21 protein-coding genes and 2 tRNA genes are annotated in these 20,040 nt (G+C 69.0%); 18 read left to right on the forward strand and 5 right to left on the reverse strand.

The genetic code is table 11. The annotated features are described in order from the left end of the window. Positions 1 to 60 precede the first annotated feature (60 nt). A complete protein-coding gene (locus tag AC07OY_RS03410) occupies positions 61 to 1,614 on the reverse strand; it encodes a helicase HerA-like domain-containing protein (protein WP_495041112.1) in 1,554 nt (517 codons plus the stop codon). A gap of 119 nt (positions 1,615 to 1,733) precedes the next feature. Between AC07OY_RS03410 and AC07OY_RS03415 the strand changes: the two genes are divergently transcribed. The 16 genes from AC07OY_RS03415 (at position 1,734) to AC07OY_RS03490 (ending at position 14,326) form a co-directional block, all read left to right on the forward strand. After that, positions 1,734 to 2,984, forward strand: a complete 1,251-nt coding sequence (locus tag AC07OY_RS03415; RefSeq protein WP_495041113.1) for a hypothetical protein — start codon at positions 1,734 to 1,736, stop codon at positions 2,982 to 2,984. A 54-nt stretch (positions 2,985 to 3,038) separates the two neighbouring features. Beyond that, complete coding sequence (locus AC07OY_RS03420) at positions 3,039 to 3,761, forward strand: YebC/PmpR family DNA-binding transcriptional regulator (RefSeq protein ID WP_495041114.1); 723 nt, start codon at positions 3,039 to 3,041, stop codon at positions 3,759 to 3,761. Continuing rightward, positions 3,761 to 5,047: a phosphoribosylamine--glycine ligase gene (purD, locus tag AC07OY_RS03425; RefSeq protein ID WP_495041115.1), complete on the forward strand. Its 1,287-nt coding sequence runs from the start codon at positions 3,761 to 3,763 to the stop codon at positions 5,045 to 5,047. Before AC07OY_RS03420 ends, purD begins: the two co-directional genes overlap by 1 nt. Next, positions 5,044 to 5,664 (forward strand): 1-acyl-sn-glycerol-3-phosphate acyltransferase, encoded by a 621-nt coding sequence (locus AC07OY_RS03430; RefSeq protein WP_495041116.1) that lies wholly within the window; start codon positions 5,044 to 5,046, stop codon positions 5,662 to 5,664. Before purD ends, AC07OY_RS03430 begins: the two co-directional genes overlap by 4 nt. Next, positions 5,661 to 6,596: an oxygen-dependent coproporphyrinogen oxidase gene (hemF, locus tag AC07OY_RS03435; protein WP_495041117.1), complete on the forward strand. Its 936-nt coding sequence runs from the start codon at positions 5,661 to 5,663 to the stop codon at positions 6,594 to 6,596. Before AC07OY_RS03430 ends, hemF begins: the two co-directional genes overlap by 4 nt. Continuing rightward, positions 6,587 to 7,177, forward strand: coding sequence for a nicotinate-nucleotide adenylyltransferase (gene nadD, locus AC07OY_RS03440; protein ID WP_495041118.1), 591 nt, complete (start codon positions 6,587 to 6,589; stop codon positions 7,175 to 7,177). Before hemF ends, nadD begins: the two co-directional genes overlap by 10 nt. A gap of 2 nt (positions 7,178 to 7,179) precedes the next feature. Continuing rightward, positions 7,180 to 7,869, forward strand: a complete 690-nt coding sequence (gene rsfS / locus AC07OY_RS03445) for a ribosome silencing factor (RefSeq protein ID WP_495041119.1) — start codon at positions 7,180 to 7,182, stop codon at positions 7,867 to 7,869. Further along, positions 7,869 to 8,336 carry a 23S rRNA (pseudouridine(1915)-N(3))-methyltransferase RlmH gene (gene rlmH, locus AC07OY_RS03450; RefSeq protein ID WP_495041120.1) on the forward strand — a complete coding sequence of 156 codons (468 nt, stop codon included), beginning with the start codon at positions 7,869 to 7,871 and terminating at the stop codon, positions 8,334 to 8,336. The genes rsfS and rlmH overlap by 1 nt, the downstream gene beginning before the upstream one ends. Beyond that, a complete protein-coding gene (locus AC07OY_RS03455) occupies positions 8,329 to 8,931 on the forward strand; it encodes a Maf family protein (protein ID WP_495041121.1) in 603 nt (200 codons plus the stop codon). Before rlmH ends, AC07OY_RS03455 begins: the two co-directional genes overlap by 8 nt. Positions 8,932 to 8,993: 62 nt before the next feature. Further along, a complete protein-coding gene (rng, locus tag AC07OY_RS03460; protein ID WP_495041122.1) occupies positions 8,994 to 10,478 on the forward strand; it encodes a ribonuclease G in 1,485 nt (494 codons plus the stop codon). 70 nt (positions 10,479 to 10,548) lie between these two features. After that, positions 10,549 to 11,826: a Tol-Pal system beta propeller repeat protein TolB gene (gene tolB, locus AC07OY_RS03465; protein WP_495041123.1), complete on the forward strand. Its 1,278-nt coding sequence runs from the start codon at positions 10,549 to 10,551 to the stop codon at positions 11,824 to 11,826. 102 nt (positions 11,827 to 11,928) lie between these two features. Further along, on the forward strand, positions 11,929 to 12,465 hold the full coding sequence (gene pal / locus AC07OY_RS03470) for a peptidoglycan-associated lipoprotein Pal (RefSeq protein WP_495041124.1): 537 nt from the start codon (positions 11,929 to 11,931) through the stop codon (positions 12,463 to 12,465). Beyond that, positions 12,465 to 13,244 (forward strand): tol-pal system protein YbgF, encoded by a 780-nt coding sequence (gene ybgF / locus AC07OY_RS03475; RefSeq protein WP_495041125.1) that lies wholly within the window; start codon positions 12,465 to 12,467, stop codon positions 13,242 to 13,244. The genes pal and ybgF overlap by 1 nt, the downstream gene beginning before the upstream one ends. Further along, the gene (locus AC07OY_RS03480; RefSeq protein ID WP_495041973.1) at positions 13,244 to 14,032 is read left to right on the forward strand and encodes a tRNA threonylcarbamoyladenosine dehydratase; all 789 of its coding nucleotides are present in this window, start codon (positions 13,244 to 13,246) and stop codon (positions 14,030 to 14,032) included. The genes ybgF and AC07OY_RS03480 overlap by 1 nt, the downstream gene beginning before the upstream one ends. A gap of 68 nt (positions 14,033 to 14,100) precedes the next feature. After that, a tRNA-Lys gene (locus tag AC07OY_RS03485) sits at positions 14,101 to 14,176 on the forward strand. A gap of 74 nt (positions 14,177 to 14,250) precedes the next feature. Continuing rightward, a tRNA-Lys gene (locus AC07OY_RS03490) sits at positions 14,251 to 14,326 on the forward strand. 65 nt (positions 14,327 to 14,391) lie between these two features. On the opposite strand, the gene AC07OY_RS03495 is transcribed toward AC07OY_RS03490, so the two are convergent. Together AC07OY_RS03495 and AC07OY_RS03500 are read right to left on the reverse strand one after the other, a co-directional pair. Next, positions 14,392 to 15,180, reverse strand: a complete 789-nt coding sequence (locus AC07OY_RS03495; RefSeq protein ID WP_495041126.1) for a glycoside hydrolase family 19 protein — start codon at positions 15,178 to 15,180, stop codon at positions 14,392 to 14,394. An 83-nt stretch (positions 15,181 to 15,263) separates the two neighbouring features. Then, positions 15,264 to 16,205 carry a LysR family transcriptional regulator gene (locus AC07OY_RS03500; protein WP_495041127.1) on the reverse strand — a complete coding sequence of 314 codons (942 nt, stop codon included), beginning with the start codon at positions 16,203 to 16,205 and terminating at the stop codon, positions 15,264 to 15,266. Positions 16,206 to 16,340: 135 nt separating this feature from the next. Here AC07OY_RS03500 and AC07OY_RS03505 point away from each other — a divergent pair, with 135 nt between their 5' ends. Then, the gene (locus AC07OY_RS03505) at positions 16,341 to 17,354 is read left to right on the forward strand and encodes an MBL fold metallo-hydrolase (protein ID WP_495041128.1); all 1,014 of its coding nucleotides are present in this window, start codon (positions 16,341 to 16,343) and stop codon (positions 17,352 to 17,354) included. Position 17,355: 1 nt separating this feature from the next. Here AC07OY_RS03505 and AC07OY_RS03510 read toward each other — a convergent pair whose 3' ends face one another. Beyond that, on the reverse strand, positions 17,356 to 18,171 hold the full coding sequence (locus tag AC07OY_RS03510; protein WP_495041129.1) for a substrate-binding periplasmic protein: 816 nt from the start codon (positions 18,169 to 18,171) through the stop codon (positions 17,356 to 17,358). Continuing rightward, positions 18,168 to 19,658 (reverse strand): glycine betaine ABC transporter substrate-binding protein, encoded by a 1,491-nt coding sequence (locus tag AC07OY_RS03515; protein WP_495041130.1) that lies wholly within the window; start codon positions 19,656 to 19,658, stop codon positions 18,168 to 18,170. The genes AC07OY_RS03510 and AC07OY_RS03515 overlap by 4 nt, the downstream gene beginning before the upstream one ends. Positions 19,659 to 19,814: 156 nt before the next feature. On the opposite strand from AC07OY_RS03515, the gene AC07OY_RS03520 reads away from it, so the two are divergent. Continuing rightward, entirely contained in the window at positions 19,815 to 20,018 is a 204-nt protein-coding gene (locus tag AC07OY_RS03520; protein WP_495041132.1) for a hypothetical protein, read from the forward strand. Positions 20,019 to 20,040 lie beyond the last annotated feature (22 nt).

Genomic DNA, 20,040 nt, shown 5'->3' on the forward strand with positions numbered 1-20,040 from the left:
GCGGCCCCGCGCCAGCGGCTTGCGACGAGCGGGGGCAGGCCGGCGCGGAGCGCCGCCCGATCAGCGCCGGCGGCCGCCACCGCCGCCGAGGATGCTGCCCAGCACGCCGCGGATGATCTCGCGGCCTACGGCCGAGCCGATGCTGCGCACGGCCGACTTGGCCGCCGTCTCGGCCAGGCCCGGGTGCCGCCCGCCGCGCGGGCCGGTGCTGCCGAAGAGCACGTCCTTGAGGCTGTCCATCATGCCGCCGCCGGCCTCAGCCGGTGCGGGCTGGGCCGTGCCCTTGTTGAAGACCTGGCCGGCCTCGGCCGCCATGCCGCCGCCCTGCGGCGCGGCGGTGGCCGGCTTGCCGATCAATTTCTCGTAGGCCGATTCGCGGTCCAGCTGCTTCTCGTAGACGCCGGCCACCAGCGAGTTGGCGACGAGCTGCTGGCGCTGGGTCGGCGTGATGGGGCCGATCTGGCTGCCCGGCGGCAGCACGAAGACGCGCTCGGTGATGCTGGGCCGGCCCTTCTCATCGAGCAGGCTGACCAGGGCCTCGCCCACAGCCAGCTCGGTGATGGCGGCGGCGATGTCCAGCCCCGGCTTGGCGCGCATGGTGTCGGCCGCGCTCTTGACGGCCTTCTGGTCGCGCGGCGTGAAGGCGCGCAGCGCATGCTGCACGCGGTTGCCGAGCTGGCCCAGCACGGCATCGGGGATGTCCAGCGGGTTCTGCGTCACGAAATAGACGCCCACGCCCTTGGATCGCACCAGGCGCACGACCAGCTCGATGCGCTCGACCAGGGCGTCGGGCGCATCCTTGAACAGCAGGTGGGCCTCGTCGAAGAAGAACACCAGCTTGGGCTTGTCCAGGTCGCCCACCTCGGGCAGGGTCTCGAACAGCTCGCTCAGCATCCACAGCAGGAAGGTCGCGTACAGCCGTGGCGAGTTCATCAGCTTGTCGGCGGCCAGCACGTTGATGACGCCCAGGCCGCCCTCGGTCTGCATGAAGTCGGCGATGTTGAGCATGGGCTCGCCGAAGAACTTGTCGCCGCCCTGGGCCTCGATCTGCAGCAGGCCGCGCTGGATGGCGCCCACGCTGGCGGCCGACACATTGCCGTACTGGGTGGTGAACTGACTCGCGTTGTCGCCCACATGCTGCAGCATGGCGCGCAGGTCCTTCAGGTCCAGCAGCAGCAGGCCGTTGTCGTCGGCGATCTTGAACACCATCTGCAGCACGCCGGCCTGGGTCTCGTTCAGGGCCAGCATGCGGGCCAGCAGCAGCGGGCCCATGTCGGACACGGTGGCGCGCACCGGATGGCCCTGCTCGCCGAAGACGTCCCACAGCGTGGTGGGGCAGGCGAGCTTCTCGGGGGCTTCCAGGCCGCGGTCCTTCAGCACGCCCAGCAGCTTCTCGCTGGGGTTGCCGGCCTGGCTGATGCCGGTCAGGTCGCCCTTCACGTCGGCCATGAAGACGGGCACACCGATCTTCGAAAGGCTCTCGGCCAGCTTCTGCAGGCTGATGGTCTTGCCGGTGCCGGTGGCGCCGGTGATGAGGCCATGGCGGTTGGCCAGCGCCGGCAGCAGCAGGCACTCGATGTCGGCTTGGCGGGCGAGCAGGATGGGATCGGCCATGTCATCGGGTCCTTGAAAGTGTTGGGTCGGAGTCTATTGCGAGCCTGCGCCCCCCTTGATCGAGGCGGCGACGGGCCAGGCTGTGCATCGAGAATCCGGCCGCAGACAGGGAACACAAGATGAACAAGACGATCTCACCCGCGGCCGCGCTGCTGGCACTCGGCCTTGCCGCCTGTGGCGGCGGCGGAGGCAGTTCAGGCGACAGCGCCACGGCCACGCCGGTCGCGGCCACCGACCGTCGCGTGCTGCTGAGCCAGTACAAGCCGGGCAACCCGGCGTCGCCCCGGCCAGCCCAGGCCCTGGCCGCTGGCGATTACCAGTTCATCACCGTGCCGCTGACGGCGAGCGTGTTCGACGCGACGCTGGTCGTGCCGGCGCCGGCCCTCGCCCAGCGAGCCTTGCTTATCGCGGCAGCGCCGCCGGGAGCCATGCGCAATGAGTTGTTCGCCCAACTGGGCGACCCCCGCGGCCTGGCAGCGGGAGTAGTCCAGCGCGAGTTGCAGAGCCTGGCCGGTTTCGGCGCCTGGCCGGAATGGCTGCAGGCCAGCGCGCTCGGCAGCACCGAAGCGGCGGCGCCAGCCACTTGGCAGGTGACGCCCCTGTCCAGCTGGGAGGGTTGGGTCGGCGGCCTACCCGCCGGATTCAGCGCCTCCGTTCGCGTGGTGGACCGCGTGGACAGCGGCTGGGCCTGGCCGGGCGCGGTGGAACGCTTCGAGGGTGTGTTCGAGTTCGACGGCGGCGCGCGCGAGCGCCGTCAGATGTTGCGCCTGAGTGGTCCGGGCTGGCAGCTGGCGACGGCCGAATTCGGTGCCCAGGGCCTGGTGTTGGGGAGTGGCACCCAGTTGATCAAGCTGCGCCCTGCACAAGGCTCCATGATGGCCTTCGCGAGTTCGGCGGCTCTTGGCGAGGCGCTGGTGACCCTCAACCAGCGTCTGCGCGCCGGCCTTGCGCTGGCCAATACGAGCATGGTGCTGGGCGACGTGCCGCCCTGGCTGGCCGACGCCCAGGCGCTGTACGACGGGCGGGTGGGTTCGCCCGAAACCCTGCCGTTCACGCAGCTGGACGGGCGGGGCCATTACGCGGAGTTGCGTCGCTACGGTACCGACCTGAGCTGGAATGGCGAGGGACTGCGGCTGACGGGCACCCAGGAGCTGCTTTTTGTCGGCACCAACAGCAGCACCAGCAGCACCAGCTCCCAGGGGGCGGTCAACACCAATGCGTCCGGCACCCTCCAACCTTGGCAGCCGCCAGCCTGCCCGAGCGCCCCGGTGCTGCGGCCCGAAATTCTGCTGGCGGTGGACGCCCAATACCGCCTGATCTGGCTGGCCCGGCTGCCCTACCAGGGCAGTAATCCACGGGCCTGTCTGTGAGGCTTCGTAAAATGCCGGTTTTCTCAGAATTTCAAAGCGTCAGGGCTCCCGAACATGGCAGGACATTCCAAATGGGCCAATATCCAGCACCGCAAAGGCCGCCAGGACGAGAAGCGCGGCAAGATCTGGACGCGCATCATTCGTGAAATCTCGGTTGCGGCCCGCCAGGGCGGCCCGGACGTCAAGGACAACCCGCGCCTGCGGCTGGCCGTCGACAAGGCCAAGGCCGCCAACATGCCGGCCGACCGCATCAAGTACAACATCGACAAGGCCAGCGGCAATATCGATGGCCTGACCTACGAGGAAATCCGCTACGAAGGCTATGGCATCGGTGGCGCGGCCATCATGATCGACACGATGACGGACAACCGCGTCCGCACCGTGGCCGAGGTGCGCCATGCCTTCAGCAAGTACGGTGGCAATATGGGCACCGACGGCTCGGTGGCCTTCCAGTTCAAGCATTGCGGCCAGCTGCTGTTCGCGCCCGGCACTTCGGAAGACAAGATCATGGAAGTGGCGCTGGACGCTGGCGCCGAGGACGTCATTACCGGCGACGACGGGGCCATCGAGGTGCTGACCTCGCCCGCCGACTACGAAGCCGTCAAGGCCGCGTTGGAGGCCGCCGGCCTCACCCCCGAGCTGGCCGAAGTGACGATGCGGGCCGAGAACACCATTGCGCTGACCGGTGAAGACGCCGAGCGCATGCAGAAGCTGCTGGATGTCATTGAAGACCTGGACGATACCCAAGCCGTCTATCACAACGCTGAATTGAACTGATGCGAGTCCTAGTCATTGGCAATGGTGGCCGCGAGCACGCGCTGGCCTGGAAGCTGGCCCAGGGCGAGCGCGTCAGCCAGGTCTATGTGGCGCCGGGCAACGGCGGCACGGCGCGCGATGAGCGCCTGCAGACCGTGCCCATCGGCATGACCGATGTGAAGGCCCTGGCCGACTTCGCCGTCGACCAGAAGATCACGCTGACCGTCGTCGGCCCCGAGGCATCGCTCGCCGCCGGCGTCGTCGACGAGTTCCGCGCCCGCGGCCTGCGCATCTTCGGCCCGACCAAGGCGGCCGCCCAGCTCGAAAGCTCCAAGGCCTTCGCCAAGGACTTCATGAAGCGCCACGGCATCCCGACGGCAGCCTACGAGACCTTCTCCGACGCCGCCGCTGCCCATGCCTATGTGGACGGCCGCGGCGCGCCCATCGTCATCAAGGCCGACGGCCTGGCGGCGGGCAAGGGCGTCGTCGTCGCGATGACGCTGGAAGAGGCCCACGAAGCCATCACCTGGATCCTGGAAGACAACAAGCTCGGCGTGACCCACAACGCGGGTGGCGCCCGCGTCGTCATCGAGGACTTTTTGGCCGGCGAGGAGGCCAGCTTCATTGTGGTCTGCGACGGCAAGCAGGTCGTGTCGCTGGCCACCAGCCAGGACCACAAGCGCCTGCTGGACGGCGATGCCGGCCCCAACACCGGCGGCATGGGCGCCTACTCGCCCGCGCCCGTCGTCACACCCAATGTGCATGCCAAGGTCATGCACGAGATCATCCAGCCGACCATTGCCGGCATGGCCAAGGATGGCCATCCTTTCACCGGCTTCCTGTATGCCGGCCTGATGATCGACGACCACGGCCAGCCGCGCACCGTCGAGTTCAACACCCGCATGGGCGACCCCGAGACCCAGCCCATCATGATGCGTTTGAAGAGCGATCTCTTCGAGCTGATGATGCATGCCACCGACGGCACCCTGGACCAGGTCGAGCTGCAATGGGACCGCCGCGTGGCGCTGGGCGTCGTGCTGGCGGCCGAGGGCTATCCGCTGAACCCGCGCAAGGGCGACGCCATCACCGGCCTGCCCGAGGATGAGGACGAGGCCATGGTCTTCCATGCCGGCACGGCGCTGGCCAACGGCGTTCTCGCCACCAGCGGTGGCCGCGTGCTCTGCGTGACGGCCCTGGGCGAGTCGGTGCGCACCGCAGCCCAGCGTGCCTATGACGCGGCCTCGGGCATCCAGTTCGCCGGCCGCCAGTACCGCTCCGACATCGGCCACCGGGCCATCAAGCGTTGAGCCAGGCTCCCGCAGTCCTGACCGGGCCGCTGCACCCTCACGGTCACCAGAGCCGCCTGGCGCGGGCGGTGCTGGGCCTGTTCGGCTGGAAGGTGGAGTCGCCCGGCCTGCCGGCGGAGCAGGGCGTCATCCTGGTCTATCCGCACACGTCCAACTGGGACTTCGTCATCGGCGTGCTGGCCAAATGGGCCTTGGGCCTGCGGCTGCGCTTCTGGGGCAAGGACAGCCTCTTCAAGGTGCCGCTGCTGGGCCGCTGGGTGCGCTGGATCGGCGGCATCGCGGTCAACCGCAGCAGCCGCCACGGCATCGTCGACGACACGGTGAGGCAGATGCGCGAGGCCGCCGTGCGGGGCGAACGCTTCTGGCTGGCCGCGGCGCCCGAGGGCACGCGCTCGCTCTCCACGGGCTGGCGCACCGGCGCCTACCAGGTGGCCGTGCAGGCCGGCGTGCCGGTTGGGCTTTGTTACTTTGACTTCCAGACCCGGACGGTTTCCCTGACGCGCTTCGTGCAGTTGACCGGTAACGTCGACACCGATTTCGCCGCTTTCGCCGACTATCTGGGCCACCGCGTGGGCAAGCGCCCCGAGCTGGCCAGCCCCATCCGCCCGCGTACATGAACACGCAAGCCGTCCGCGACTATCTGCTCGAGCTGCAACAGCGCATCGTCTCCGCGCTGGAGGCGGCCGACGGCAATGCCTTTCTCAGCGACGGCTGGACGCGCGAGCCCGGCGGCCGGCTGGAGGGCGACGGCCTGTCGCGCCTCATCGAGGGCGGCGCGGTCTTCGAGCGCGGCGGCGTCAATTTCTCGCATGTGAAGGGCCGGGTGCTGCCGCCCTCGGCGACCCAGCATCGCCCCGAGCTCGCCGGTGCGCCCTTCGAGGCCATGGGCGTGTCCCTGGTGCTGCATCCGCACAACCCCTTCGTGCCGACCGTGCACATGAATGTGCGCGCCTTCATCGCGCTGCCGCCGGATGCGCCGGCAGTGACGTGGTTTGGCGGCGGCATGGACCTGACGCCCTATTACGGCTACGAGCGCGACGCCCAGCATTTCCACCGCGTCTGCCGCGACGCCTTGGCGCCCCATGGCGTCGAGCTGCATCCGAAGTTCAAGGCCTGGTGCGACGACTACTTCTTCCTGAAGCACCGCAACGAGCCGCGTGGCATCGGCGGCATCTTCTTCGACGACTTTGCCGAAGGCGGCTTCGACGCCGGCTTCGCGCTGATCCGCTCGGTGGGCGACGCCTTCCTGCAGGCCTATCTGCCCATCCTGGAGCGCCGCCAGGGCTATGCCTATGGCGAGCGCGAGCGCGACTTCCAGGCCTACCGGCGCGGCCGCTATGTCGAGTTCAACCTGGTCTGGGACCGCGGCACGCTGTTCGGCCTGCAGTCGGGCGGGCGCACCGAGTCCATCCTGATGTCCATGCCGCCGCAGGTGAGCTGGCGCTACGACTGGGCGCCCGAGGCCGGCACGCCGGAGGCGCGCCTGTACAGCGACTTCCTGCGCCCGCGCGACTGGGCCGACGAAACCCCGACGGCGCTATGGCTGTGAAGATCGCCCTCTTCGGCGGCAGCTTCGACCCGCCCCATCTCGGCCACCTGGCCTTCGCCCGCTTCATGCTGGACGCGCTGGCGCCCGACCGCCTGCTGTGGCTGCCCGCCGGCCGCCAGTGGCAGAAGCCCGACCAGATCATGGCCGCCGGCGTGCACCGGGCCACGATGATCCGCCGCCTCACCGCCGATGAGCCGCGCTTCATCGTCGACGACCGCGAGCTGCACCGCCGCGGCCCGAGCTTCACGGCCGACACGCTGCGCGAGTTCGCCGGCCAGAATCCGGGTGCCGAACTGATGTTCCTGATCGGCCAGGACCAGTACGCGCGCCTGCCGACCTGGTACCAGGTCGAGACCGTCACCGCGCTGGCGACCCTGGTCGTCGTGCCGCGCGCCGGCGAGGCCGTGGTCACGCCGGCGGGCCTGCCGGCGCACCGCCTGCAGGTCCTTGATCTGCCCGATTTGCCCCTTTCGTCCACCGCCGTGCGCGACGCCGTTGCGCGCGGCGAGGACATCAGCCCCATGGTGGGCGCCGAGGTGGCGAGCTATATTGCCTCGCACCGCCTCTACGAGAAGAAGTAAGCATGGATATCCGCAAGCTGCAACGAGCCATCGTCGATGGTCTCGAGGACGTGAAGGCCCAGAACATCGTCGTGTTCAACACCGAGCATCTGTCGCCGCTGTTCGAGCGCGTCATCATCGCCTCGGGCACGAGCAACCGGCAGACCAAGGCCCTCGCGTCCAGCGTGCGTGAAACCGTCAAGGGTCGCGGCATGCAGGTCATGCGCACCGAGGGCGAGGACAACGGCGAATGGATCATCGTGGACTGCGGCGCCGCCGTCGTGCACGTGATGCAGCCGTCCATCCGCGACTACTACCACCTGGAGGAGATCTGGGGCGACAAGCCGGTCAAGCTCAAGGTGGGCAGCGGCGAGGTCAAGCTCGTGAAGGCATCGGAGCCTGAGCCGGCCCCGGCCAAGAAGAAGGCCGCGCCTGCGAAGAAGGCGGCGGCGCCGCTCAAGAAGGCTGCACCTGCTGCCAAGAAGCCGGCGGCCAAGAAGGCGCCGAGCCGTGTCGTGGGCGCCAAGACGCCGGCCGCCAAGACGGTCAAGGTCGGTGCGGTCAAGCCTGCCGCCAAGAAGCCCGCCGCCAAGAAGACGCCGGTCAAGACGACGGTCGGCGTGAAGAAGGCCGCACCCACCAAGACAGCGCCGGCCAACAAGGTCGTCGCCAAGAAGGCCCCGGCCAAGAAGACTGCCGCGAAGAAGGGCTGATGCGCCTGCTGCTTGTCGCCGTGGGCCAGCGCCAGCCGGCCTGGGCCGACGCGGCCTACGAGGATTTCGCCAAGCGCTTCCCGCCCGAGCTCAGGCTCGAGCTGAAGGCGGTCAAGGCCGAGACGCGCGGCAGCAAGACGGCCGAGCAGCTGATGGCCGCGGAAGCCGCACGCATCGAAGCCGCTCTGCCCAAGGGTGTGCGCCGCATCATCCTGGACGAGCGCGGCGAGCGCCGCACCTCGGTGCAGCTGGCCGAAAGGCTCAAGCTGTGGATGGGCGAGGGCCGTGATGCGGCCCTCATCATCGGCGGGCCGGACGGCCTGCATCCCGATCTCAAGGCCTCGGCCGACGAGACGCTGCGTCTGTCCGACCTGACCCTGCCTCATGCCTTTGCGCGCGTGCTGCTGGCCGAAGGCCTCTACCGTGCGTGGACCGTGACGACCGGGCATCCTTATCACCGTGAATAAGTTCATTTACCTCGCCTCGCAAAGCCCGCGCCGCCGCCAGCTGCTGGAGCAGATCGGCCTCAGGCACGAGCTGCTGCTGCCCGGCGCCGACGAGGATGCCGAGGCGCTGGAGGCCGTCCAGCCCGATGAGCTGCCCGAGACCTATTGCGCCCGCGTCACCGCCGCCAAGCTCGAGGCCGCCCTGGCGCGCCTGGCCGCACGCGGCCTGCCGCCGGCGCCCATCCTGTGTGCCGACACGACCGTGGCCGTCGACGGCCTCATCCTCGGCAAGCCGGCGGACGAGGCCGATGCCGCCCGCATGCTGGGCCTGATGTCGGGCCGCAGCCACCGCGTCATCACGGCCGTCGCCGTGGCCGACGCGACGCGCAGGGTGGCGACGCTCAATGTGTCCGAGGTCGAGTTCGCGCCGCTGTCCGCCGCGCAGATCGAACGCTATGTCGCCAGCCGCGAACCCTTCGGCAAGGCCGGCGCCTACGCCATCCAGAGCCAGGCCGCCGCCTGGATCGTGAAGATTGCCGGCAGCTACTCAGGCATCATGGGGTTGCCCCTCTATGAGACGGCCTCGCTGTTGGACAAATTTGGCTTTGAGTTCTGAGGCCTGAGTTTTGATGCATGCCGCTCCGGTCGGCGGCAAGCATCAGCATTCAAGGATGAGAGATGGAAGACATCCTGATCAACTGGTCCCCGCAGGAGACGCGGGTGGCCGTGGTCGAGAACGGCGCCGTGCAGGAGCTGCACCTCGAGCGCACGTTGGAGCGGGGCCTGGTCGGCAACGTCTACCTCGGCAAGGTCGTGCGCGTGCTGCCCGGCATGCAGTCGGCCTTCATCGACATCGGCCTCGAGCGGGCGGCTTTCCTGCATGTGGCCGACCTGCACAGCGCTTCGCAGTTCGGCCATGGCCGGCACCAGAACGCCGACGCGCCGCCGACGCCCATCGAGCGCCTCGTCTTCGAGGGCCAGCCGCTGACGGTGCAGGTCATCAAGGACCCCATTGGCACCAAGGGTGCGCGCCTGTCCAGCCAGATCAGCATCGCGGGCCGCATGCTGGTCTATCTGCCCCAGGACGAGCACATCGGCATCAGCCAGAAGATCGGGTCGCCCGAGACCCGCGAGGCGCTGCGCGCGCGCATGGTGGCGCTGGTCGGCACGAAAGAGCAGGGCGGCGGTGGGGGCTTCATCCTGCGCACGAATGCGGAAGACGCTTCGGATGACGAGCTGGCTGCCGACATCGCCTATCTGCGCAAGACCTGGCAGCAGATCCGCGCGGGTGCGCTCACCACGCCGCCCGCCAGCCTGCTGCACCAGGACCTCAGCCTCGTGGAGCGCGTGCTGCGCGACCTGACCAGTGAGCGCACCGGCTCCATCCGCATCGACTCCAAGATGCAGTACGACGTGCTGCGCGGCTTCGGCGAGACCTTCATGCCCGCGGCCACGGCCAAGCTCGAGCATTACCGCGGCGAGCGGCCCATCTTCGACCTGTGCAATGTCGATGCCGAGATTGCCCGCGCGCTGGCGCGCAAGGTGGAGCTGAAGTCCGGCGGCTCGCTGGTCTTCGACCAGACCGAGGCGATGACGACCATCGACGTCAACACCGGCGGCTTCGTCGGCGCCAAGAACTTCGACGACACCATCTTCAAGACCAACCTCGAAGCGGCGGGATCAATAGCGCGGCAGCTGAGGCTGCGCAACCTGGGCGGCATCATCATCGTCGACTTCATCGACATGACGCGCGAGGAGCACAAGACGGCGGTGCTGGCCGAGTTCCGCAAGCAGCTGGGCCGCGACCGCACCAAGGTCACGGTCGGCGGCTTCACCCAGCTCGGCCTGGTGGAGATGACGAGGAAGCGCACCCGCGAGTCGCTCGCCCGCATGCTCTGCGAACCCTGCCCGACCTGCGAGGGCCGTGGCCAGGTCAAGACCGCGCGTTCGGTCTGCTACGACATCCTGCGCGAGATCCTGCGCGAGGCGCGCCAGTTCTCGCCGCGCGAGTTCCGCGTCGTGGCCGCGGCCAACGTCGTCGAGATGATGCTGGACGAGGAGAGTGCCCATCTGGCCGGCCTTTCCGACTTCATCGGCAAGCCCATCTCACTGACCGCCGAGCCGACCAACCAGACCGAGCACTACGACATCGTTCTGTTGTGACCGTCGGCCGCGCAGGGACGCGGCCTTGTCCGACGTTACAACTCGCGCGGCTGCGGCAAAATCGCGCGCCATGCTCGAACTCGTTTCCCGCCGCCGCAGCCTTGCGGCCCTCGCCGCGCTGGGTGTCGCTCCCGCTTTTGCCCAGGTCCGCATCGACATCGCCGGCGTCGGTGGCACCCGCATCCCGGTGGCCATCGTCGACTTCCGCGATGACGCCAAGGCCTCGGCCCAGCCCATCGCGGCCATCGTCCGCGCCGACCTCGAGCGCAGCGGCCTGTTCCGCAGCGTCGACGCGCCGGCGGGCCTGAGCGAGCAGAGCAGCCCGGCCTGGCCGGACTGGAAGGCCCGCCAGGCCGATGCGCTGGCGGCCGGCTCCATCACTCGCCTGGCCGACGGCCGGCTGGACATCCGCTTCAAGCTCTGGGACGTCGTCAACCGCACCGAGCTCGTCGGCGAAGCCCAGGCCGTGCATCCCGACGATGCCCGCCTGGCCGCCCACCGCATCGCCGACACCATCTACCAGAAGCTGACGGGTGAGCGCGGCGTCTTCGCCACCCGCATGGCCTATGTGACCAAGGCCGGCTCGCGCTACAGCCTGGTCGTCGCCGATGCCGACGGCGAGGGTGCCAAGATCGCCCTGACCAGCCCTGACCCCATCATCTCGCCGGCCTGGGCGCCCAATGGCCGCGAGCTGGCCTATGTGAGCTTCGAGAGCCGCAAGGCCACCGTGCGCATCCAGGACGTGCAGACCGGCGGCCGCCGGGTGCTGGCCGACTTCAAGGGCACCAACAGCGCGCCGGCCTGGTCGCCGGACGGCCAGCAGCTCGTGCTCAGCCTGTCGCGCGAAGGCGGCACCCAGCTTTTTGTCATCAACCGTGACGGCTCGGGCCTGCGCCGACTGACGCAAAGCGGCTCCATCGACACCGAGGCCTGCTATTCGCCCGACGGCAGCAAGATCTATTTCGTCAGCGACCGCGGCGGCGGCCCCCAGGTCTACCGCATGGCCGCCTCCGGCGGCAGCGCCGAGCGCGTGACCTTCAGCGGCAGCTACAACATCAGCCCGGCCGTCAGCCCCGATGGCCGCACGCTCGCCTACATCACGCGCATCAGCGGGGCCTTCCGCCTGTCGGTCATGGACCTCGGCACGGGCCAGTCGCAGCAGATCAGCGAGGCCCACGACGACGAGAGTCCGGCCTTCTCGCCCAACGGCAAGCTCATCGTCTACGCCAGCCGCGCCGGCGGCAAGGAAGTGCTGATGACGACGACGCTGGACGGCAAGATCAAGACGCCGTTGCTGGTCACCCTGGTGGAGGTTCGCGAACCCACCTGGGGGCCATTTACACGCTAGTAACTTGACAAGTCGCACCATGTTGGACAATGGCGCGCTTGCGCCGCCGCCGGTGCAGTTAGCCCCATCCCCCCGCCCCCGTCTGTTGTGGAGACCACTCGAATGAAACTGACCCGCTATGCGCTCACCCTGACTGCCGTCGCCGTTCTGGCTGGTTGCAGCTCCGCCGTCAAGCTGGAGGAGCCCGCGACGGTCGAAACGCGCCAGGTCACGCCGCCTACGGCCACGCCTGAGCAGAAGCCGTCCGTTGCCCAGAACACCGTGCAGACGGTCGACCTGTTCACCAAGTACACCCAGGAAGTTAACCAGGGTGCCAATCGCGTCGTCTACTTCGACTTCGACAGCGACGTCGTCAAGGAAGAGTACCGCCCGGTCGTCGACCTGCACGCCAAGCGCCTGAAGGCCCGTGCCCAGGCCGCCCTGATGCTGGAAGGCAACACCGACGAGCGCGGTGGCCGCGAGTACAACCTGGCCCTGGGCCAGCGCCGTGCCGAAGCCGTCGCCAAGTCGCTGACCCTGCTGGGCGCCGCTGGCAACCAGGTCGAGGCCGTCAGCTTCGGCAAGGAACGCCCCGCCGCTCAAGGCAGCAGTGAAGAAGCCTGGGCCAAGAACCGCCGCGTCGAGCTCAAGGACAAGTGATGCGCGTTCTGCGTTTGACGCTGCTCGCCCTGGCCGCCTCGGCGGCCTTTGTGCAGCCAGCTCGGGCAGGCCTGTTCGAGGATGACGAAGCCCGCAAGGCCATCCTCGATCTGCGCGCCAAGGTCCAGGCCAACGAGGACGCCGCCAAGCGGCGCGACGAGCAGCTCAACGCGCTGGTCCAGGATCAGCTGCAGCCCCTGCGCCGCAGCATGCTGGACCTGAACGGCCAGATCGATGCCCTGCGTGCCGAGATCGCCAAGCTGCGCGGTGCCAACGAGCAGCTCGCCCGCGACCTCGCCGACACGCAGCGCAAGCTGTCCGACCAGTCACAGTCCGTCGACGCTCGCCTGAAGCCGCTCGAGCCGCAGAAGGTCAGCCTCGATGGCCGCGAGTTCCAGGTCGGCCCGGACGAGCGCAGCCAGTACGAAGCCGCCGTCGGCCTCGTGCGCCGCGGCGAATTCTCCGAGGCTGTCGCCGCGCTCAATGCCTTCCTGAAGCGCTACTCGGCCAGCGGCTACGCCGACTCGGTGCGCTTCTGGCTCGGCAATGCCCAGTACGGCAAGCGCGACTACAAGGACGCCGTCGCGACCTTCAAGGCCTTCATCGCCGGCAATCCCGACCATCCGCGCGCGGCCGAAGCCCTGCTCGCGCTGGCCAACTGCCAGATCGAGCTGAAGGACAACAAGGCCGCCCGCCGCAGCCTGGACGACCTCATCAAGGCCTACCCCGGCACCGAGGCCGCCCAGGCCGCCAAGGAACGTCTGGCGGCCTTGCGTTGATCGTGGATCAGCAGGACGCTGATCTCGAGCGCCGCTTCGGCGGCCTGCGCCGCCTGCATGGCGACGCTGCCTACCAGCAACTGCGCAGTGCACGCTTCGCGGTCGTTGGCCTGGGCGGCGTCGGCTCCTGGGCCGTCGAGGCCCTGGCCCGCAGCGGCGTCGCCGCGCTGACGCTGATCGACCTGGACCAGGTCTCCGAATCCAATATCAACCGACAGATCCAGGCCTTGGGATCCACCGTCGGCATGGCCAAGGCCGAGGCGCTGAAATGCCGCATCGCCGACATCCATCCCGGCTGCGCCGTGAGCGTCATCGAGGAATTCGTCGAACCCGACAACTGGCCCGCGCTGGTCGGCGACGCCGAGTTCGATGGCCTCATCGACTGCTGCGACCAGGTGCGCGCAAAAGCGACGTTGGCTGCCTGGGCGCGCGAGCAAGGCATGCCCTTCGTCACCGTCGGCGCCGCCGGCGGCAAGCGCGAACCGCATCGCGTGCAGCTCGACGACCTCAGCGCGACGACCCACGATCCGCTGCTCGCCTCGCTGCGCCAGCGCCTGCGCAAGCATCACGCCGCGCCGCGCGCCGGCAAGATGGATGTGGCCTGCGTCTACTCGCGCGAGCCGGTGCACCTGCCCCAGCAGGGCGAGGGCGAAGCCTGTGAAATCGCCAGCAGCGACGGCAGCCTGAACTGCCACGGCTATGGCTCCAGCGTCACCGTCACGGCGACTTTCGGGCTGTGTGCCGCGGCCGAATTGCAGCGCCTGCATCTGGCCCGAAAACCAGGCTGACACGAATTTCAAGGAAATCTTGTGAAGCCCGCCAAAATCTGCCTATAATGGCGGGCTCTGCTTGACACGGGACGTTAGCTCAGTCGGTAGAGCAGCGGACTTTTAATCCGTTGGTCGCAGGTTCGAATCCTGCACGTCCCACCAGAATTTCTGGCGAAGATTCGAAGGAATCCACGCTACAATCTTTGGCTCAGCAAGGCATACGCCGCGTTGAATCAGGGCTCTTAGCTCAGTTGGTAGAGCAGCGGACTCTTAATCCGTAGGTCGAGTGTTCGAGTCACTCAGGGCCCACCAAAATTAAGAAAGAAAAAGGACTTGTCGCGAGACAAGTCCTTTTTTCTTATCCGTCCGGCCGGGAATCAAAGGCCCAGCAGGGCCTTGGAGCGCGCCAGGTGCTCCAGGCGGTCGTCCAGGCCGTTGTAGCCGCCATTGATGCGCTTGGTGACAGCCTTCGCGTCGTCAGCCTCGGCGAGCGGGCCCAGGCCGCGCGTCTTCCAGAACCAGCAGGCCACGTCGACGCAGGCGAAGGGGTCCAGCGCCAGCCGCGTGGGGTCGCCCACGTAGTCGATGCCGGTGAACTTGCTGTAGTCCCGGTAGTTGTTGCGGCCGGTCAGCTGGATCAGGCCGCGGCCCTTGAAGCGCGGGCCGTCGCCGGGTTCGGTGTTGCCCAGGTCGGTGCGGCCGTCGTAGGCGCTGCCGCTGGCCAGTTCCTCGGCATAGAGCAGCGAGCCGGACTCATGCGCGAGCTGGGCGATGAAATGGGCGATCTGGCGCGGCGTGTCGATGCCGTAGCGGGTCATGCCCTGCACCAGCGGCTGGAAGTAGAGGTCGATGCGCTTCTCCATCGCCCGCGGCATGACGATGCCGAGCTTCTCCTTGGTCGCGCCAGGCGGCAGGCCCGCCAGCAGGCGCGCCATGGTGGCGTCGCCGGGGGTCACCAGGCCGTCGGATTCCGGCAGGCCCATGGCCCGGATCTCGAAGGCGCGGATGGCCTCGATGGTGTTGGGGCCGATCTGCCCGTCCACGCCCAGCTGCTTCAGGGCCGCGCCGCTCCAGGCCTCGCTGTTCATGTTGAGCAGCGCCTGCACGATGCGGACATCGGCGACGTCGTTGCGGGCACCCTGCCCGACGCTCTTGGCAATGCACATGGTCAGCCTCCGTGAAGGAAAAGCAGCTGCCACCTTATTCGCTTGCCGCGCGGCGTGAATCCTCAATCGGCGGGACGAGAGCCTCAGGCCGTCTCGGTGCGGCCTTGCAGCATGCGATCCCACCAGGGCGTGTCGCCGATCTCGGCGCGCAGATGGTCGATGAAGAGCCGGGCCTTGGTCGCGTGGCTGCGGCCGGGCAGGCGCACGGCATGGATGCCGGGCATGCCGGGTGAGGGCGGGGCGTCCGCCTCTTCGGGAAAGAGGGCGACCAGTTCGCCCGAGCGCAGCTGCTCGCAGACCACCCAGGTCGCGATATGCAGCACGCCCAGGCCTTGCAGCGCGGCCTGCAGCATGCCGTCCTTGTCGTCCGTCCTGAACCTGCCGCGCACCGGCAGCGGCTGGTTGCGGTTCACGCCGGCATAGCGCCAGACGAAGCTGGGCGCCGGCGGCGAGGCCACGGTGATGCATTCGTGCTCGAGCAGTTCCTCGGGGCTGCGCGGCTGGCCGCGGCGGGCCAGATAGGCCGGGCTGGCGCAGGTCACCAGGCGCACCTGCGCCAGCGTCGTCGCGCGCAGGTCGCTGTCGGGCAGCAGGCCGATGCGGATGGCGACGTCCATGCGCTGCTCGGACAGGTCGACGATCTGGTCCACCAGATGCAGGTCGACCTCGATGTCGGGATAGCGCCGCAGGAAGCTGGCCAGCGCGCCGACGACATGCTGGCGCCCGAACACCGTGGGCGCCGTCACCGTCAGCAGGCCGCGCGGCTCGACGTCGCCGGCATGCAGGGCCTCCTTGGCGCCGGCCAGCTCGCCGAGGATGAGGCGGGCCCGCGGCAGGAACTGCTCGCCGGCGTCGGTCAGCGCCAGCCGCCTCGGGCTGCGGTGGAAGAGCCGGGAGCCGAGTTCGGCCTCGAGGGCGTCGATCTTGCGCGTCACCGAGGACACGGCGACGTCCTGCCGGCGCGCCACCTCGGAAAAGCTGCCGGCCGCGGCGACCGCGATGAAGGTCTCGAAGGACTCGATCATGGGTTTTGCGAGATTCGCAATCAATGTTTGCGTTTGGTGTGATTGTTCCGTGAAACGCAAAGCAAAACAATCCGCTCCGTTCGCGAACCCACCCCTACCGCGGCCCCGCGCCGCCCGCAACAGAAAGCCCCCCAGATGACTTCCACCTCTCTCTTCCCGACCCCGTCCCGCCGTCGCCACGTCGCCCTGGGCCGCCTGGCGATCGCGGCGGCCCTGGCCCTGGCCGGCCTGGCCGCCGCCTCCCTGCCGGCGCCGGCCCAGGCCGCGGCGCCTCAGCTCAAGACCCAGGCCCCGGGCTGGTACCGCCTGATGCTGGGCAGCTTCGAGGTCACCTCGCTCAGCGACGGCACTGTCGGCCTGCCTGTCGACCAGCTCCTGCATGCACCCGCCGGCCGCGTCGCCCAAGGCCTCAAGCAGAACTTCCAGCAGACCCCGCTGGAGACCTCGGTCAACGCCTGGCTGATCAACACCGGCAGCCGCCTCGTCCTCGTCGACGCGGGCGCCGGCACGCTGTTCGGCCCGACCCTGGGCCAGCTCGTCACGCAGATCCGCGCGGCCGGCTACCAGCCCGAGCAGGTCGACGACATCCTGATCACGCATATGCACCCCGACCATGTCGGCGGCCTCGCGGCCGATGGGCAGCGCGTCTTTCCCAATGCCACGGTGCATGCCGACAAGGCCGATGCCGAACACTGGCTGTCCGAGGCCAAGCTGGAGGCCGCGCCCAAGGACGCCAAGGGCTTCTTCCAGGGCGCGATGGCCTCGCTGACGCCTTATGTGAAGGCCGGCCGCTTCACGCCCTTCGAGCGCGACGGCGAGATCCTGCCCGGCATCCGTGCGCTGCAGGCCCGTGGACACACCGCCGGCCATGCCATCTACGCGGTCGAGAGCCAGGGCCAGCGCCTGGTGCTGGTCGGCGACCTCATCCATGTCGCCTCGGTGCAGCTGGCGTCGCCGGAAGTGACCATCGCCTTCGACACGGACGAGCCCCAGGCCGCCAGGACGCGTGCCCGCGTCTTCGCCGAACTCGCCAGGGACGGCAGCCTGGTGGCCGTGACGCACTTCAACTTCCCCGGCATCGGCCGCCTGCGCCAGGCCGGCAAGGGCTGGCAGTGGCTGCCGCTGGACTACAGCAGCCAGGTGCGCTGAATCAGGGCGGCAGCGGCCGGATGCTGACGCCCAGGCTGCCGGGCGGATGCAACTCGTTGAAGAGCTGCCAGGTGCGCCCGCTGCGGGCGACCTGGCCGAGGGCCTGGCGCAGCGTGCGCCGGTCGGCCTCGCCCAGGCTGCGCCGGGACAGGTAGAGGCCGCTGACGTGCCAGCCCAGTTCTTCCAGCGGCTCGACGCGCAGGCGCTTGAGCAGGGGCGTCAGGTCGTTCTCGACGACCAGGGTGCCGACCAGGATGGAGGCGGTCATGACGGTGGCCTGGGCGAGGCCCTGGCGCAGGGCGCGCGCCACGCCGGCAGGGTCGGCCTCCTCGACGAGCCGCCCTTTCTGGCGCAGCGTCGCGATGGCCGTCTCATAGGCCGGGCCGAAGGAGAAGCCGCGCACGACGACGAGCTTGTAGTCGGGCTGGGTCAGCAGTTCGGCCAGGGAGCGCGGCACCGGCATCTCGAGGTCCAGCGTCAGCAGGCTGGCCCGCACCTGGATCAGCGGCACGAACTCGCCGAGGGCATCGCGCGCCGGCGTGGCCGAGGCGGGCACGAGGACGTCGGCCTGGCCGGCGTCGAACATGGATTGCAGCCGCGCCCGCGGCACCTTGTGCATGTCGATCTGGCATTGCGTGCCGGCAGCCAGTTCGCGCAACAGCGTGGGATAGATGCCGCGAGGCTGGCTGTCCTCGAAGCTGACGCTCAGGCCTATGGGCGCCATGGGGACATTGATGGGACGCGTGCAGCCGGCCTCGGCAGCCGCAGCCACCAGCCAGCCCAACAGCCACAAGCCCGATCGCGCCCTTGCGTTCATGCCCCTCGATCCCGAGATTGATGAGGCCCATTGTGCGCGACCCGCCGCTCCAATGCGTCGAACAGCAGTTGCACGGCGACGGCGAGGGCGGCGGCGGGCAGGGCGCCGGCCAGCATCAGCGTGCTGTCGTTGACCGCCAGGCCCGCGACGATGCGCTCGCCCAGGCCGCCCGCGCCGACGAAGGCGGCGACCGTGGCGGTGCCCACATTGGTGACGGCGGCCGTCTTCACGCCGGCCATCAGCGTCGGCAGGGCCAGCGGCAGCTCCACGGCGCGCAGCGTCTGCCCGCGCGTCAGCCCCAGGGCCAGGGCGGAATCGGTCAGCCCCCGGGACACGGCCTGCAAGCCCGCATGCGTGTTGCGCACGATGGGCAGCAGCGCATAGACGAAAAGGGCCAGCAGGGCCGGCACGAAGCCGATGCGGCCGATGGCGGCGATCAGGAAGGCCAGCAGGGCCAGCGAAGGCAGGGTCTGCAGCAGGCCCGCCCCCGCCATGACGGGCGCGGCCAGGCGCGGCAGGCGGTGGGCGGCCACGCCCAGCGGCACGGCCACGGCCACGGCGAGTGCCAGGGACGCCAGCACCAGCGCCAGATGCTGGGCCAGCAGCCGGCCGAGGTCGGGCGCCAGCAGCCTCGCCATCAGGCCCTGGCCTGCCGTGCCTGCCGGGGCCGCCTGCAGAAAGCCGCGCGCCACGTCTGCGAAGGGCCGGCCGTCCAGCTCGGCTGCCGCGTTCAGGCGGGTCATCTCGGCCTCGGGCAGGCGTCCCGCCAGGGCCTGCAGGGGCTTGTCGTCGACGCTGGCGCGCATCAGCAGCACCGCGTCATAGCGCGGGAAGAAGCCGCGGTCGTCGCGCAGCACCCGCACCGGCTGGCGGGCCAGCTGGGCGTCGGTCGTGTAGACGTCGATGAGGTCGACCTGGCCATCGCTCAAGGCCCGGTAGGCCAGGCCATGGTCCAGCCCGGCGCCGGGCTGCAGCTTGAGGCCATAGGCGCGCTGCAGGGCGGGCCAGCCGTCGGCGCGGGCCAGGAACTCGTGGGACAGGCCGGCTTTCAGCTCCGGGGCCTTGGCGGCCAGCTCCGAGATCGTCGTGATGCCCAGCCGCGCCGCGTCGGTTTCACGCAGCGCGAGGGCATAGCTGTTGTTGAAGCCCAGCGGCACGGCGGCCTTCAGCCCGAGTGGCTGCAGCCAGGCGTTGAGCTGGGCCAGCGGCGCCTGCGCATCCGCCGGGGCCTCGCGCTTGAGCAGCTCGCGCACGATGGTGCCGGTGTATTCGGGGTAGACATCAATCTGACCCTGTTGCAGGGCCGCCGCCAGGATGGCGGTATTGCCCAGGCCCTGGCGGTGCTCGGCCGTGATGCCCTGGCCGGTGAGGGTCTGGGTGACGAGTTCCCCGAGCACATAGCTCTCGGTGAAGCGCTTGGAGCCCACCTGCAGGGCGGGCGCGCCGCTTGCCACTGCAACGTTCCACATCGTCAGCAGCGTCAGCAACAGTAAGACTTGCCGGCGAATGTTCATTCCCCGATGGTGCCTGATGGCAATCTTGACCTGTCGGACTCGCCCTACATGCGGGTCCCGCGGTGTCCGAATGCAACGGCGCCCGGGTGTGTCTAGAGTTGTAGACATTGTTCTCAGAGGAGGTCTCCCATGTCCCGCGCCACCGATCATCTGCTGCGTCAACACCTGGACAGCCTGGGCGCCCATCTGCGCCAGTGCCGCACGCTCTCCGACCGCCGTCTGCGCATGCTGTGCTCGCTGGAGGCGCTGGACTCGGCCATCGGCGAACGCCTCTTCACCACCGTGGTGCTGGGCAGCGTTCTCATCGCGGCGGTGCTGAGCGTCACGGTCTGAGCGGCGTCCACCCCGACAGAAG

Source organism: Roseateles sp. GW821-FHT09H10, assembly GCF_059415865.1.

Coding starts and splice junctions, on each gene's coding strand:
- ybgF (WP_495041125.1), top strand. CDS start 12,465: ATGCGCGTTCTGCGTTTGACGCTGCTCGCCCTGGCCGCCTCGGCGGCC.
- AC07OY_RS03500 (WP_495041127.1), bottom strand. CDS start 16,205: ATGATCGAGTCCTTCGAGACCTTCATCGCGGTCGCCGCGGCCGGCAGC.
- nadD (WP_495041118.1), top strand. CDS start 6,587: ATGGCTGTGAAGATCGCCCTCTTCGGCGGCAGCTTCGACCCGCCCCAT.
- pal (WP_495041124.1), top strand. CDS start 11,929: ATGAAACTGACCCGCTATGCGCTCACCCTGACTGCCGTCGCCGTTCTG.
- AC07OY_RS03410 (WP_495041112.1), bottom strand. CDS start 1,614: ATGGCCGATCCCATCCTGCTCGCCCGCCAAGCCGACATCGAGTGCCTG.
- rlmH (WP_495041120.1), top strand. CDS start 7,869: ATGCGCCTGCTGCTTGTCGCCGTGGGCCAGCGCCAGCCGGCCTGGGCC.
- AC07OY_RS03505 (WP_495041128.1), top strand. CDS start 16,341: ATGACTTCCACCTCTCTCTTCCCGACCCCGTCCCGCCGTCGCCACGTC.
- AC07OY_RS03510 (WP_495041129.1), bottom strand. CDS start 18,171: ATGAACGCAAGGGCGCGATCGGGCTTGTGGCTGTTGGGCTGGCTGGTG.
- AC07OY_RS03495 (WP_495041126.1), bottom strand. CDS start 15,180: ATGTGCATTGCCAAGAGCGTCGGGCAGGGTGCCCGCAACGACGTCGCC.
- AC07OY_RS03415 (WP_495041113.1), top strand. CDS start 1,734: ATGAACAAGACGATCTCACCCGCGGCCGCGCTGCTGGCACTCGGCCTT.
- purD (WP_495041115.1), top strand. CDS start 3,761: ATGCGAGTCCTAGTCATTGGCAATGGTGGCCGCGAGCACGCGCTGGCC.
- rng (WP_495041122.1), top strand. CDS start 8,994: ATGGAAGACATCCTGATCAACTGGTCCCCGCAGGAGACGCGGGTGGCC.
- AC07OY_RS03520 (WP_495041132.1), top strand. CDS start 19,815: ATGTCCCGCGCCACCGATCATCTGCTGCGTCAACACCTGGACAGCCTG.
- rsfS (WP_495041119.1), top strand. CDS start 7,180: ATGGATATCCGCAAGCTGCAACGAGCCATCGTCGATGGTCTCGAGGAC.
- AC07OY_RS03420 (WP_495041114.1), top strand. CDS start 3,039: ATGGCAGGACATTCCAAATGGGCCAATATCCAGCACCGCAAAGGCCGC.
- hemF (WP_495041117.1), top strand. CDS start 5,661: ATGAACACGCAAGCCGTCCGCGACTATCTGCTCGAGCTGCAACAGCGC.
- tolB (WP_495041123.1), top strand. CDS start 10,549: ATGCTCGAACTCGTTTCCCGCCGCCGCAGCCTTGCGGCCCTCGCCGCG.